General features: G+C 61.5%; 12 protein-coding genes. 7 read left to right on the forward strand and 5 right to left on the reverse strand.

Annotation, left to right across the window (positions count from 1 at the left end; all coding sequences use genetic code 11):
• Positions 1–19: 19 nt before the first annotated feature.
• The 3 genes from AC4CWH_RS01155 to AC4CWH_RS01165 form a co-directional block, all read right to left on the reverse strand.
• The gene (locus tag AC4CWH_RS01155) at positions 20–1,792 is read right to left on the reverse strand and encodes an SLC13 family permease (RefSeq protein ID WP_491283800.1); all 1,773 of its coding nucleotides are present in this window, start codon (positions 1,790–1,792) and stop codon (positions 20–22) included.
• A 124-nt stretch (positions 1,793–1,916) separates the two neighbouring features.
• A complete protein-coding gene (locus AC4CWH_RS01160) occupies positions 1,917–2,681 on the reverse strand; it encodes a TerC family protein (protein WP_491320044.1) in 765 nt (254 codons plus the stop codon).
• Between the two features lie 215 nt (positions 2,682–2,896).
• Positions 2,897–3,580: a TetR/AcrR family transcriptional regulator gene (locus AC4CWH_RS01165; protein ID WP_491320045.1), complete on the reverse strand. Its 684-nt coding sequence runs from the start codon at positions 3,578–3,580 to the stop codon at positions 2,897–2,899.
• 137 nt (positions 3,581–3,717) lie between these two features.
• Here AC4CWH_RS01165 and AC4CWH_RS01170 point away from each other — a divergent pair, with 137 nt between their 5' ends.
• The 5 genes from AC4CWH_RS01170 (at position 3,718) to xylA (ending at position 10,662) form a co-directional block, all read left to right on the forward strand.
• Positions 3,718–4,932 (forward strand): HlyD family secretion protein, encoded by a 1,215-nt coding sequence (locus AC4CWH_RS01170; RefSeq protein ID WP_491320046.1) that lies wholly within the window; start codon positions 3,718–3,720, stop codon positions 4,930–4,932.
• Between the two features lie 30 nt (positions 4,933–4,962).
• On the forward strand, positions 4,963–6,540 hold the full coding sequence (locus AC4CWH_RS01175; RefSeq protein WP_491320047.1) for a DHA2 family efflux MFS transporter permease subunit: 1,578 nt from the start codon (positions 4,963–4,965) through the stop codon (positions 6,538–6,540).
• Positions 6,541–6,681: 141 nt separating this feature from the next.
• Complete coding sequence (locus AC4CWH_RS01180; RefSeq protein ID WP_491320048.1) at positions 6,682–7,707, forward strand: LacI family DNA-binding transcriptional regulator; 1,026 nt, start codon at positions 6,682–6,684, stop codon at positions 7,705–7,707.
• A 27-nt stretch (positions 7,708–7,734) separates the two neighbouring features.
• Positions 7,735–9,189 (forward strand): xylulokinase, encoded by a 1,455-nt coding sequence (gene xylB, locus AC4CWH_RS01185; RefSeq protein ID WP_491320049.1) that lies wholly within the window; start codon positions 7,735–7,737, stop codon positions 9,187–9,189.
• Between the two features lie 162 nt (positions 9,190–9,351).
• Positions 9,352–10,662: a xylose isomerase gene (gene xylA, locus AC4CWH_RS01190; protein ID WP_491283806.1), complete on the forward strand. Its 1,311-nt coding sequence runs from the start codon at positions 9,352–9,354 to the stop codon at positions 10,660–10,662.
• 66 nt (positions 10,663–10,728) lie between these two features.
• Here xylA and AC4CWH_RS01195 read toward each other — a convergent pair whose 3' ends face one another.
• Positions 10,729–11,130: a RidA family protein gene (locus AC4CWH_RS01195; protein WP_491320050.1), complete on the reverse strand. Its 402-nt coding sequence runs from the start codon at positions 11,128–11,130 to the stop codon at positions 10,729–10,731.
• Between the two features lie 141 nt (positions 11,131–11,271).
• Between AC4CWH_RS01195 and AC4CWH_RS01200 the strand changes: the two genes are divergently transcribed.
• Positions 11,272–11,865 carry a TetR/AcrR family transcriptional regulator gene (locus AC4CWH_RS01200; RefSeq protein WP_491320051.1) on the forward strand — a complete coding sequence of 198 codons (594 nt, stop codon included), beginning with the start codon at positions 11,272–11,274 and terminating at the stop codon, positions 11,863–11,865.
• Between the two features lie 10 nt (positions 11,866–11,875).
• On the opposite strand, the gene AC4CWH_RS01205 is transcribed toward AC4CWH_RS01200, so the two are convergent.
• Entirely contained in the window at positions 11,876–12,895 is a 1,020-nt protein-coding gene (locus AC4CWH_RS01205; RefSeq protein WP_491321321.1) for a LacI family DNA-binding transcriptional regulator, read from the reverse strand.
• A gap of 195 nt (positions 12,896–13,090) precedes the next feature.
• On the opposite strand from AC4CWH_RS01205, the gene AC4CWH_RS01210 reads away from it, so the two are divergent.
• Positions 13,091–14,617 (forward strand): sugar ABC transporter ATP-binding protein, encoded by a 1,527-nt coding sequence (locus tag AC4CWH_RS01210; RefSeq protein ID WP_491320052.1) that lies wholly within the window; start codon positions 13,091–13,093, stop codon positions 14,615–14,617.
• Positions 14,618–14,646: the final 29 nt, after the last annotated feature.

Raw genomic sequence — 14,646 nt, forward strand, 5'->3', positions numbered from 1 at the left:
AGATTTATGCGGCAGTCCGTCAGTTCACCGGCCAGAACCACATCAGCGCGGGTACGCTCACCAGCACGATCAGAAGCGACAGCGGCAGGCCAAGGCGCGGGTAATCCGAGAACTTGTAGCCGCCCGGTCCCATCACCAGTGTGTTGCACTGGTGGCCGACGGGGGTGAGGAAATCCGAACCGGCACCGATGGCAACCGCCATCAGAAACGCTTCCGGCCGAAAGTGGAGCGTCGTTGCGAAGGAAACGGCAATCGGGCCCATCACCAGCACGGTCGCGGCGTTGTTGAGGAAGGGCGTCACGGCCATGGCAGTGACGAGAATGAGGGTGAGCGCCCCCCAGGGCGGCAGGCTGTGGGCGACCGTTCCAAGCCAGCCGGCAATCAACTCGCTGCCGCCGGACGTTCGCAGCGAATCCGACACCGGGATCAGCGCCCCGAGCATCACAAGGATCGGGCCATCGACGGCCTTGTAGATGTCGCTGATCGGCACGGCCCGGAAAACGGCCATGCCGAGTGCGGCGGCAAAGAAGGCAACGGCGACCGGCGCATAACCGAGCGCCGTGGTGATCATGGCAAGCGCCAGGATGGCGAGCGGGATCAGGGCGCGTCGTTGCGTGCCGAGCATGATTTCCTGCTGCGCCAGCGGCAGAAGCGCCAGATCCTGAAGCACGGTCGGCAGCGTCTTTCGCCCGCCCTGCAGCACGATCACGTCCCCTTCGCGCAGCACAAGGTCACGCAGGCGGTCGCGTACCCGTTCACCACGCCGGCTGACGGCGAGAAGATTGACACCACGCGTATAAGAGAGCGCAAGCTCGCGCGCCGAAAGTCCCGCCAGCGCCGATTGCCGTGAGATCACGCATTCGATGGAAACCAGATCCTGCAGCGGCTGGCCGCTTTCACGCAGCACTTTTCCGGAAAGCTGTAGTTTGGCCCGGGAAATCGCCCGTTCCAGCGCAGAGGACCGGCCCTCCAGCAGGATGGAATCATCCTCGCGCAGGATGAGATCGGGAAACGGCGACATGCGGGCTGAGCCGCGCAGCACCGCGGTTGCCACCACTTCATTGTCGCCGAGTTTCAACAGATCGCCCAGTGGCCTGCCCATCACCGTCGACTGGCCGGTGACCACGGCCTCCGAAGCGTAATTGGAGATTTCGACGGCGTCCTCGATGGAATTGTTCTGCTTGGTACGTTCCGGCACCAGCCAGTAGAAAAACAAGAGGAAGGTGACGCCGACCAGCGTCAGGAGGCCGCCAACGGGGGTGAAATCGAACATGGTGAAGGGCGTGCCGGTCATTTCGCCGCGCAGGCGTGACACGACGATATTCGGCGAGGTGCCGATCTGCGTCATCAGCCCGCCGAGCAATGCCGAAAACGCCATCGGCATCAGGTAACGCGAGGGGGAAACACCGGCCCGGCGCGAAAACTGGAAGGCGACGGGGATCATGATCGCCAGCGCGCCGATATTCTTGATGAAGGCCGACAGGATCGCCACGACGATCATCAGGAGCGCGATCTGTGCGCGCACCGAACTGAGGTTCGGGAAAAATTTCTTGATGGCGATTTCCACAACGCCGGAGCGGGCAACGCCGGCACTGACGACAAGCGCGCTGCCGACGATGATGACGATATCATCGGAAAAACCGGAAAAGGCCTGGTTTGCCGGCACCACGCCGAGAATGACCGCCACCACCAGTGCCGTGCAGGCAACGACGTCGTAGCGAAAGCGATCCCAGATAAACACCGCCATCATGGCGCCGATTACGGAGAAGGCGAGGATCTGTTGCGTGGTCATGCCGCTCCGGGGGAGGGGCGGCGAAGGGCTGCCGCCGGGATAGGAACTTTGGGTGCCACCTCAAATACAGCGGCGCGATAAAAGTTCCAAGCCCGGCGAGAGCCTTGTCGTCAGATCTTCGGCGTCAGTGTGCCGTATCGTGCTTGATGTCACCGTGTTTGCGCTTGCGGGCATTACGCGAGAACATGTTCAGTACCTCCACAAGCGCCGAAAACGCCATCGCGGCATAGACGTAGCCCTTCGGCACATGGAAGCCCATGCCTTCGGCAATCAGCGTCGTACCGATCATCAGCAGGAAAGCCAGCGCCAGCATGACGATGGTGGGGTTCCTCTCGATGAAATTGGCAAGAGGCGTTGCAGCCACCAGCATTACGGTGACGGCGGCGACCACGGCAATGACCATGATCGGCACATGCGGCGTCATGCCGACAGCGGTGATGATGCTGTCGATGGAGAAAACGAGGTCGAGAAGCAGGATCTGACCGATAGCTGCGGCAAAACTGGTTGCCACCTGACCGCCGACCATGTCTTCCTTGTGGTCTTCCGGATCGACGCTGTGGTGGATTTCCTTGGTTGCCTTCCACACAAGGAACAGGCCGCCGGCGATGAGGATGATGTCCTTCCACGAAAAGCCCTGGCCGAATACTTCAAAGACCGGCGTGGTCAGCTGGACGATCCAGGCCACGGTGCCGAGCAGGCCGAGGCGCATCACAAGGGCAAGACCGATGCCGATCTTGCGGGCCTTTTCACGATTTTCGGGCGGCAGCTTGTTGGTGAGGATGGAGATGAAGATCAGGTTGTCGATGCCGAGCACGATCTCCATCACCACCAGGGTGACGAGTGCGACCCAGGCGGCCGGATCCTGGACGAGTATCATCAGGTTTTGCATGTGTGGTGCCCCTTGGCGCCGCAGGAGTGCTGGCGTTCGAAATGTAGACGGGATGTCCGACGAATCAAGCTTCAGCAGCGGGATAAATTTTAGCTATCTGGCTTCTGCGGCGTAAAAAAATGATCAATGAATTTGATGGCTTACGGCGCCTCTTTGTGGTCGAGACGCACGCAATCCCTCCGTTGCGCAAACGGTATACGCAACCTGTGCCCGATTTATTGCATGGACGGGTCAGATTTTTTTACGCCGTAGCCCGCCATGAACAGCTTCATGGCGCCTGTTACCACACGCTCGATCTCTGACGTCGATGGCGGCGTCCGGGCAACGCCGAACAGACAGAGCTTGAAGAAGGTGCCCGTACACAGCTCGATATATTGGCGGGCAGCAAGCGGGATGTCATCGACGCGCAGCGTGCCCCGCGCCACCTGCTGTTCAAGGAAATGTTCCAGCACCGTGCGCACGTTGAGCGTCTCCTGCTGGAAAAACTGCCCGGAGAGCTGCGGCATGCGCGAGGCAACGGCGATCATCGTGCGCATCGCCGACACGGTGCCAACGGCGGTGACCTGCTGGGCAAAGCCGACGCCATAGCGAAACAGCCCTTCTTCCACATCCTCGACACCGGACAGGATATCCAAGAGGGATTGCGCAAGCTGCATCCGCTCGCGCTCCATGATGGCGGCGAACAGTTCGTCCTTGTTGGCGAAATAGACGTAGATCGTGCTTTTCGAGACGCCGGCCTCGCGCGTGATGTCGTTCATGCTGGCCGCGTCGAAGCCCACCGACATGAAGACGCGCTTTGCCCCGTCGAGGATCTGCTCGCGCTTGACCGGATCTTCCCCGGCAGCAAACCGGCCGGCTTGCGCCGCCGTATCGCAGGAGACGGATCTCTCGTCAGACATTTGTGATCCTGAAAGTTAACCTTTTCGAACCGAGTGGTTCGATTGCACTTGATATGTCGGATGGAACTGTCTATGTCAACCTCAATTGAACCGATCGGTTCGATCCGATCGTTCTCCCTGATCAATGGTGCTCCCCCATGAACGCATCCACGAACTCTGGCTCTCTGCGCGTCGTTTCCACAGACGCCGAGGGCGCCGAAAAGGCTGAACTGCGCCAGGAAGCGCCTGTTGGCGAAAAGTCGGCAACGGCCAAGCCCGCAGGTCCGGATGGCAGCCCGGGTGCCGACGCGCCCAAGAAAAAGAGACGCAGCTTTGTCCTGCCGATCCTGGCGGTGGCACTTGTTGGTGCAGGCGGCTGGTATGGCTATAACTGGTGGACCGATGGCCGTTTCCTGGTCTCGACTGATGATGCCTATATCTCCGGCGATATCGCGGTCATTTCGCCAAAAGTGTCCGGTTATGTTGAAAAGGTCAACGTGGTCGAGAACCAGACGGTGAAGGCCGGCGATCCTCTTGTCACGCTCGATCAGGGTGACTACCGCATCGCGCTGGAACAGGCGCAGGCTAATGTCGAAAGCGCCAATCTCGCCGTTTCGCGCATGGATGCGCAGATCGCTGTCGGCGAGGCGAGCCTGAAGCAGTCGCAGGCGCAGCTGGGCGCCCTTCAGGCGGTTCTTCGCGGGGCTGAAATCACCCTGAAGCGCCAGACCGAACTGGCCGCAAAGTCCGTTGGCACCACGGCCGATCTCGACAATGCCCAGATTGCACTGGAGCAGGCGCAGGCAAACCTTGCCGCAGGCGATGCCGCCGTCACCTCCGCCAGCGCCAATATCGATCTTCTGCGCGCCCAGCGCACGGAAGCCGTCAACACTGTTCGCGTGCAGGAACTGGCCGTCGAGCAGGCCAAGCGCGACCTCGATTTTACCGTGCTGAAGGCGCCTTATGACGGCACGATCGGCAATCTCTCCGTCCAGACCGGTGATCTCGTTTCCAGCGGCAAGCGGCTGGCTTCGCTGGTGCCGCTCGATGCGCTTTATATCGACGCCAATTACAAGGAAACGCAGCTTGGCCATATCGTGCCGGGCGCCAAGGTTCGCGTCCATGTCGATGCATTCGACGAGGACACCATTGAGGGGACGGTCGAATCCATCGCGCCGGCCTCGGGTGCCGTCTTCTCGCTGCTGCCGCCTGAAAATGCCACGGGCAATTTCACCAAGGTTGTCCAGCGCGTGCCGGTCCGCATCGCGATCCCACAGGATGTTCTGAACGAGCGCCGGTTGCGCGCGGGCATGAGCGTCGTTGCCGATGTCGACATGCGCACCGGTCCGTCTGCAACCGCTGCCGCCAAGTAACAGCCTCGGTTCGGGCAAAGGAGAACCATCATGGCCGCCACCACAGCGACTGCGGGCGCCATGCCTGTCGATCCCCCCATGGATAAAAGAAAGCTGATTGCTTTCTTTGCCATGGTGGTCGGCATGTTCATGTCCATCCTCGATATCCAGATCGTCTCGGCATCCCTGTCGGAAATCCAGGCGGGTCTTTCGGCAGGCTCGGACGAGGTCGCCTGGGTGCAGACCTCCTACCTGATCGCGGAAGTCATCATGATCCCGCTATCGGGCACGCTGGCGCGTATTCTCTCGACGCGGGTACTGTTTACCGTTTGTGCGGCAGGCTTCACGATGTCGAGCGCGCTCTGCGCCACGGCCACCAACATCGACCAGATGATCATCTACCGCGCCATCCAGGGTTTTATCGGCGGTGGCATGATCCCGTCGGTGTTTGCAGCCGCCTTCACCATCTTCCCGCCCTCCAAGCGCGCCGTGGTCTCCCCGATCATCGGTCTCATCGCCACGCTTGCCCCCACCATCGGGCCGACGGTGGGCGGTTATCTCAGCAACGCGTTTTCCTGGCACTGGCTGTTTCTCGTCAATATCGTGCCGGGCATCATCGTCACGCTGATGGCCTGGACCTTCATCGATTTCGACAAGCCCAACCATGCCCTGATGAAACGGTTCGACTGGTGGGGACTGCTCTCCATGGCCGTCTTCCTCGGCTCGCTCGAATACGTGCTGGAAGAGGGCAACAGCAAGGACTGGTTCAGCGACGAGCATATCGTGCTCGGCACCGTCGCCATGGTCATCGGCGCTGTGGTGTTCTTCTGGCGTGCCTTCAAGGTGGATTTTCCGGTGGTGGATCTCAAAGCCTTCACCAACCGCAATTTTGCCTTCGGTTCGCTGTTTTCCTTCGTCATGGGGGTCGGTCTCTATGGCCTCACCTATATCTACCCGCTCTATCTGGCGCGCATTCGCGGTTACGATGCGCTGATGATCGGCGAGACCATGTTTGTGTCCGGCCTTGCGATGTTCATGACGGCGCCGATTGCCGGCATGCTGTCCACCAAGATGGACCCGCGTGCGATGATGGCGATCGGCTTTTTCGGTTTTGCCTGCGGCACCTATCTGATGACCGGCCTGACAGCCGACTGGGATTTTTACGAATTGCTGGTGCCGCAGATCCTGCGCGGTTGCTCGCTGATGCTGTGCATGGTGCCGATCAACAACGTGGCGCTCGGCACGCTGCCGCCGCAGCGCATCCAGAATGCCTCGGGTCTTTATAACCTGACGCGAAACCTCGGCGGTGCCGTGGGCCTTGCCGTGATCAACACCATGCTGACGCAACGCTCGGACGAACATTATGCACGGCTGTCCGAGCATGTGAATTACGGAAACCCGGCAGCTCTCGAATGGCTGGACAGCGTTGGTGCCAATTTCAACGCCTATGGCATCGATGGCTCCAGTGCCGCCCTTTCCAAGCTCTCCGGTATCGTCACACAGCAGGCAACGGTCATGTCCTTCATAGATGTGTTCATGGGGCTGACCGGCTTGTTTGCCAGCCTCATCCTGCTTGTCATGATGATTTCCAAACCGAAGGCTGCCCCGCCACCCGGCGCCGGCCACTAGGCTTTCAACCTTTTAAGAGATCCACCGCCGACGAAGGGTCGCCGCTTATGCGGCGGCCTTTCTCGCTTATGGGTGCGGTCGTTCCCGAAATTTTGATTTACGTACCTCAAATCTGGCGTTATGTGTTCTCGCGGAGGAAACATGAAGCCAACGGTTCACGATATCGCAGCCCATGCAGGCGTCAGCCTTGCCACCGTCGACCGTGTGTTGAACGGAAGAGCGGGCGTGCGCGAGGTGACGCGGCTGCGCGTGGAGGAGGCGGTAACGGCCCTTGGTTTCGTGCGCGATGTGGCCGCCGCCAATCTTGCCAAGGGCCGGGTCTACACGTTCACCTTCATTCTGCCGGCCAATGACAATTCCTTCATGATCGGCCTTCGCGCCGAAGTGGAGCAGGCGGCGCGGCGCGCATCGGGCGAGCGGATGGCAATCCGCATTGTCGATGTTCCCGCTTTCGATACGGGCGCGCTGGTGGCCACGCTTAACGAAGCGCGTGGCGAGATGCCTGATGGGGTCGCCTTTGTCGCGATCGATGCAGCCGAAGTGCGCGCGGCCGCCGAAAGCCTGCTCGCGGCGGGAATTGCAGTCGTCACGCTCGTCTCCGATTTGGGCGGCACGGCCCGCACACATTATGCCGGCATCGACAATATCGCCGCCGGGCGCACCGCCGGCATGCTGACCGGGCGGTTCCTGTCCGGGCGAGCAGGGCCGGTTCTGCCGCTTGCGGGATCGCTGATGGTGCGCGACCACCGCGAACGTCTGCAGGGGTTTTCCGCCGTCATGGCCGAGCGGTTTCCCGAGCGGGCGATCCTTGCTCCGGTCGAAGGGCGCGATGATCCGGCGACCGCCGAACGGCTGGTTGAAGAAGCGCTTGCCGCCCATGACGGGCTCTCCGGCATCTACAGTTTTGGCGCGGGCAATCGCGGCCTGATCCGCGCCATCGAGCGGCTGCCTGCGCAGATGCGGCCGGTCGTCATCCTGCACGAACTCACCGATGTCACACGTTTGGCACTTGTGGCTGATCAGATCGATGCCGTGCTCAATCAGGATGCCGGCCATGAGGTGCGCAGCGCCATTCGGGTTCTGAAGGCGGCAGCGGATGGTTCAAAAGTGGTGGAGGCGCAGGAGCGCATCCGCATCGACATTTTTTTGAAAGATAACCTGCCCTGAGCGGCAGGCATGAGGAGGACAGGCACCATGTATCTCGGTCTCGATCTCGGCACGTCCGGCGTCAAAGCCATGTTGATCGATGCGGACCAGCGCGTCATCGGCTCGGCCACGGCTGCCATCGATGTCTCGCGGCCCCATCCCGGCTGGTCGGAGCAGAACCCGGCCGACTGGATCCGTGCGACGGAAGAAGCCGTGGCCGGCCTGAAGGCCACCCATGGTGAAGCGCTGGCTTCCGTAAAGGGCATCGGCCTCTCCGGCCATATGCATGGTGCAACGCTGATCGATGTGGACGACAAGGTGCTGCGTCCCTGCATCCTGTGGAACGACACCCGCTCATTTGCGGAGGCTGCAAGCCTCGATGCCGATCCGCGTTTTCGCGCCTTGACCGGCAATATCGTATTTCCCGGCTTCACCGCGCCAAAACTCGTCTGGGTCAAAAACAACGAGCCGGAGATTTTTGCCAAGGTGGCAAAGGTGCTGCTGCCGAAGGATTTTCTGCGCCTCTGGCTGTCGGGTGAGCATATCTCCGAAATGTCGGATTCGGCCGGCACGTCCTGGCTCGATACGGGCAAGCGCGCCTGGTCCGATGAGCTTCTGGAGGCAACGGACCTGACGCGGGCGCAGATGCCGGCGCTGGTGGAAGGCACCGCCGAGGCCGGCCGTCTTCGTCCCGAGCTTGCCGCATCCTGGGGCATGACGCAAAGCGTCGTGATAGCTGGTGGCGCCGGCGATAATGCCGCCTCTGCCTGCGGCATGGGAACGGTTGCGGAAGGCCATGCCTTCGTATCGCTTGGCACATCCGGCGTGCTGTTTGCCGCAAACGGCTCCTATCTGCCAAAGCCGGAAAGCGCGGTGCATGCCTTCTGCCACGCGCTGCCCAACACCTGGCATCAGATGGGCGTCATCCTGTCGGCCACCGATGCGCTGAACTGGCACGCAAAAGTGACGGCTAAGACCGCCGGCGAACTGGCCGCCGAAGTGGGCGACACGCTGCATGCCCCGACCGGCGTCACCTTCCTGCCCTATCTCTCGGGCGAACGCACGCCGCACAATGACGCAAAGATCCGCGGCGCCTTCATCGGCCTTGGCCATGAGACAGACCGTGCAGCACTCACCCAGGCGGTGATGGAAGGCGTGACCTTCGCCATCCGCGACAGCCTCGAAGCCTTGAAATCCGCCGGCACCCGCATTGACCGCGTCACCGCCATCGGCGGCGGTTCGCGCTCGCGCTACTGGCTGGCCTCGATTGCAACGGCGCTCAACGTTCCCGTCGATATCCCAGCCGACGGCGATTTCGGTGCAGCCTTCGGGGCCGCCCGCCTTGGGCTGATTGCTGCGACCGGTGCCGATCCGCTTTCCGTCTGCACCGCGCCGGTCACGGCCGAGACGGTGGAGCCGGTTTCTGCGCTGACGGGCGCCTATGATGCGGCTTACGGGCGCTACCGGGCGCTTTATCCGGCGATCCGGTCGCTTGGCGGCTGAGATCCCCCTCATCCGCCTGCCGGCACCTTCTCCCCGAGGGGAGAAGGGGCAAGCGGCACGCACCGACTTCCCCTCTCCCCCGCGGGGAGAGGGCAGGGTGAGGGGGCCTCACCCGCAACGCTTTTGACCATTCAATGACCCACCACCAAGGAGGAACTACCCATGTCGACAGGCTTTTTCGGCGATATCGCCAAAATCCAGTATGAAGGTCCAGACAGCACCAACCCGCTGGCCTTCCGTCACTACCAGCCCGATGAAATCGTACTCGGCAAACGCATGGAAGATCACCTGCGTTTTGCCGTTGCCTATTGGCACACGTTCGTGTGGCCGGGCACCGATCCCTTCGGCGGCAACACGTTCGAGCGTCCGTGGTTCAAGGACACGATGGATGCGGCAAAACTCAAGGCCGATGTGGCCTTTGAATTCTTCCAGCTGCTCGGCGCCCCCTATTATTGCTTCCACGATGCAGACGTGCGCCCGGAAGGCAGCAATTTTGCCGAAAACACCAAGAACCTCAACGAAATCGTCGATCACTTCGAAAAGAAGCAGGCCGAAACCGGCGTGAAGCTTCTCTGGGGCACGGCGAACATGTTCTCGCATCGCCGTTACATGTCGGGTGCTGCGACCAACCCGGATCCGGAAGTCTTTGCTTTTGCGGCTGCAACGGTGAAGACCTGCATGGATGCCACGCAGCGTCTCGGCGGCGAGAACTATGTGCTGTGGGGCGGCCGCGAAGGCTATGAAACGCTCCTCAATACGGATCTCAAGAAGGAACTGGACCAGATGGGCCGCTTCCTCAACCTCGTTGTGGAATACAAGCACAAGATCGGTTTCAAGGGCGCCATCCTCATCGAGCCGAAGCCGCAGGAGCCTTCCAAGCACCAGTACGACTATGACGTCGCCACCGTTTACGGCTTCCTGAAGAAGTACGGCCTTGAAAACGAGGTGAAGGTGAACATCGAGCAGGGCCACGCGATCCTCGCCGGCCACACGTTCGAGCACGAGCTGGCGCTGGCCAATGCGCTTGGCATCTTCGGTTCCATCGACATGAACCGCAACGACTACCAGTCCGGCTGGGATACCGACCAGTTCCCCAACAACGTGCCGGAAATGGCGCTCGCCTATTACCAGGTTTTGGCCGGCGGCGGCTTCACCTCTGGTGGCACCAACTTCGATGCCAAGCTGCGTCGCCAGTCGATCGATCCGGCAGATCTGCTGATCGGCCATATCGGCGGCATGGATTGCTGCGCCCGCGGTCTGAAGGCGGCAGCCAAGATGATCGAGGACAAGGCCCTGTCGGGACCGCTCGACACGCGTTATGCCGGCTGGGCTTCCAGCGAAAGCCAGAAGATGCTGCGTGGCGAGCTGTCGCTCGACGAGATCGCAGCGCATGTCGAAGCCAAGGACATCAACCCGCAGCCGAAATCCGGCCAGCAGGAGTTTTTGGAAAACGTCGTCAACCGTTACGTCTGATCCAGCGTTTCATGTCTGAAGCTGAGCCGGGGCGCCAAGGTGCCCCGGCTTTTTTGTATTCGCCAATCAGGCGTCGCCGGAGGGCATGCGGGCGATGACCTTGATCTCAAAATCGAAACCGGCAAGCCATGTCACGCCGACCGCCGTCCAGGTGGGGTAGGGCGGCGTACCGAGAAACTGTTGCTTGACGGCCATCATCGTCTCCAGCTGGTTTTCTGGGTCGGTGTGGAAGGTCGTCACATCGATGATGTCGTCAAACGTGCAGCCGGCGGCGGCAAGCGTTGCCTTCAGGTTCTCGAAGGCCTGGGTGATCTGGCCGGCCAGATCCGGCACGGGGGAACCGTCGGTCCTGCTGCCGACCTGTCCGGAGACGAACAGGAGCCCGCCCGCCGGAACGGCTGCCGAATAGCCGTGCTTCTCGTAGAGTGCATGGCGGCCTTCCGGAAAAATTGCCTGGCGCTTTGTCATCTGTCACTTCTCCTGTCTGGTGTGCATGAGGTGTTGCCGCACTTCAAAATCGATGCGGCATCTGATATACGCTGCGTATGTTTAATCCGGATACGGCGCGTATGTCAAATTATATACGCCGCGTATCTGAATGGGGTTGCGATGGCCAGACGACGTGCGGAGACAATGGAGGAAAACCGGGCAAAGCTGATCGCGGCAGCGCGGAAGGCCTTCGCCGAGAAGGGTTATGCTTCAGCCTCGATGGACGACCTGACGGCCGAGGTCGGCCTGACGCGGGGCGCCCTTTACCACAATTTTGGCGACAAGCGGGGGCTACTGGCGGCGGTCGTCCACCAGATCGATTCGGACATGGCCTCCCGAGCCCAAGCCATCGGTGCCCTCCAAAGCAATGAGTGGGATGCGTTGCTGGCCGAGGGGCGCGCCTATATCGAGATGGCGCTTGATCAGGAGGTGCAACGGATCGTCCTTCTCGATGGCCCCGCCGTGCTCGGCGATCCCTCGCAGTGGCCGAGCCAGAGTGATTGCCTGAAGGCAACGCAGCGGGCGATCGAGCATCTTATCGCCGATGGGATCTGCAAACCGCTCGATGCGGAAGCGGCAGCAAGGCTTGTCGGCGGTGCAGCGCTCAATGCTGCGCTGTGGGTGGCGGCGAGCGATCATCCGCAGGCGGTTCTGCCCAAGGCCATCGCGGCGTTTCATGCTTTGGCGGAAGGGCTTTTGGTCAAGCCTCGCTAAACCCCCGGGCTTAACGTCTTCCCGGTTCCGTCACTGATCCGCGCACGATAAGATCCGGCAGAATGAGGATTTCGCGGTGCTCGGGGGCCGTCTGGCCCAGATTTTCGAGCAGCAGTGCCATGGCCTGGCGGCCGATGGCCGAGCGCGGCTGGCGGATGGTGGTGAGCGCCGGCTTCACATAGGTCGCCTGCGGCACGTCATCAAAGCCGATGACCGAGAAATCGCGCGGCAGGTCATAGCCGCGTGCCGATAGCCCACTGATGACGCCAAGTGCCGTCGCATCGTTGACGCAGCAAAAAGCCGTCGGCAGCGTATCGCGCATGAACAGTTGTTCGACGGCAAGCCGTCCGCTTTCAATCGTGCCGTCGCCATCCAGCACCATGCGCTGGTCGGGTGGAATGCGCGCGGCATCCATGGCGAGATCATAACCCTTGCGGCGGCGCTGGTGGCCAAGTCGCGTCCGGCTGTCGCCGATAAAGGCAATGCGGCGGTGGCCGGAGGAGAGAAGGTGTTCCGCCGCCTTTCGCCCGCCCGCCTGATCGTCCACGCCCACATAGGGCGTCGCGCTGCCGAAGACCGGTTCGAACACGGCAACAGACGGCGGCAACCGTTCCGTCATCACCTGATGGCCAAACGGCTGGTGGCCGGTAAACAGCACCATGCCGGCGGCCTGACTGGAGCTTAGAAACTTCAGGTACTCCAACCCGCGCTCCGGGTCGTTCTGCGTGTGGCCGATCAGCACGCCATAACCGTGGGCGCGTGCCTCGTTTTCCAGCCCGATCAGGATCGAGGAAAAATTGGGGTCGCCGATATCGGGCGCCAGCACCAAAATCATGTTGGAGCGGCCCATGCGCAGCGAACGCGCCATGGCATTGGTGGTGTAGCCGGTGATCGCGATGGCCTGGTTGACGCGCTGGCGGGTGGATTTCGCCACCTTGTCCGGCATGTGGATGGCGCGGCTGACCGTTGCAATCGACACCTCGGCGAGGCGTGCAACATCTTCGATTGTGGCTGGCGCGGAACTGGACAAGGCTTGGGCGACCATCTGCTGGAGGTATCCGGCCTTGGACGCCCGGATAGCCGGAGACGTTAGCGGTGCAAACACACAAGAGGAAGCCAGTCGAAGCCGGTAATCCCCTGATTTCGGACAATGTAAACCTTTACATTTGGCGTGTAAAGGTTTACACAGGATCCGGCGGTTGAGGAGCTGCCGGGGAGAGTTTGCATGATATCGGGCAGGGACGAAGCGCGGTTACCCGTGCTCGTGGGGGAGCGTATCTCCAAATCTTTTGGCGAGGTGCAGGTGCTGTTCAGCGTCGATTTCGACGTGGCGCCGGGCGAAATCCATGCGCTGATGGGTGAAAACGGCGCCGGTAAATCCACGCTCGTCAAAATCCTCTCCGGCTTCGAGCAGCCGACCTCGGGCCGCATCCTTCTCGATGGCGAGCCGGTGGTGCTGCCGCGCAATGGTGCGGCCGAAAGCCTCGGTATCGTCATCATCCACCAGGAATTTAATCTGGCCGAACATCTGACGGTGGCGGAAAGTCTTTATCTCGGCCGTGAAGTCAGCCGTTTCGGCATTCTGGACCGGCGTTTCATGCGTCGTGAAACCCGCCGCGTGCTGGACGAGCTGGGCTCGCATATCGATGAAAACGCGCTGATCGGATCGCTCGCCGTCGCCGACAAGCAGATGGTGGAAATTGCCAAGGCGATCAGCCGCGATGCCCGCATCATCTTCATGGACGAGCCGACGGCGGTTCTGTCGCGCGACGAAACGGCGATCCTGTTTCGCGAGGTGCGCAAGCTGCGCGAAAAGGGCACGAGCTTCGTTTTCGTCTCCCACAAGCTGGACGAGGTGATGGAACTGACCGACCGCGTCACCGTGCTGCGCGATGGTCAATGGGTCAAAACCGCGCCGACCACGGCGCTCGATGGTGAAGCGATTGCCCAGCTGATGGTCGGGCGCGAGCTATCGAGCCTTTATCCGGCAAAACACGAGCCTGATGTCGATGAAGAGGTGGTGCTCTCGGTCAAGGGCTTGTCCACCGGTTACGTGCGCGATGCGTCTTTTGATCTGCGCAAGGGTGAGGTTCTAGGCTTTTCCGGCCTGATCGGCTCCGGCCGCACCGAACTCATGGAGGCGGTGGCCGGCCTTCGCCCGCGCGCATCCGGCGAGGTGGCGATTCGTGGGAAGCGTCTCGTGCCGGGGGATTTTCGCGCGGCAAACGCCGAAGGTCTCGCCTACATGACGAAGGACCGCAAGGGGCGGGGCCTGCTGCTCGGCGAGGGCATGACGGTCAACCTCACGCTGCAGGCCATCGACCAGCACCTGCGCCACGGTTATCTCGACCCGAAAAGCGAAGCAAAGGCGATGCTGCGGGCGAAGCGGCGCTTCGATATCCGCGTGCGCGACGATCATGTGCGGGCCGGTCGCATGTCCGGCGGCAACCAGCAGAAGCTGTTGCTCGCCAAGATCATGGAAATCGAGCCGAACATCATCATCATCGATGAGCCGACGCGCGGCATCGATGTCGGCACCAAGCAGCAGATCTATCATTTCATTGCAGCGCTTGCCCGCGAGGGCCGCTCGATCGTCGTGGTGTCCTCGGAAATGCCCGAGGTAATCGGCCTTTGCACCCGCGTTGCGGTCATGCGTGAGGGGCGGATCGTCGGCATGCTGGAGGGCGAGGAAATTTCCGAGCAGCAGATCATGCGCTATGCGGCGGGCCTGCGGCGGCAGCTGGCAAGCTGAGAAAATAAGCCTGTCCAGAGGGCAGGAAA

Source organism: Neorhizobium sp. PAMB6716 (genome assembly GCF_058242805.1).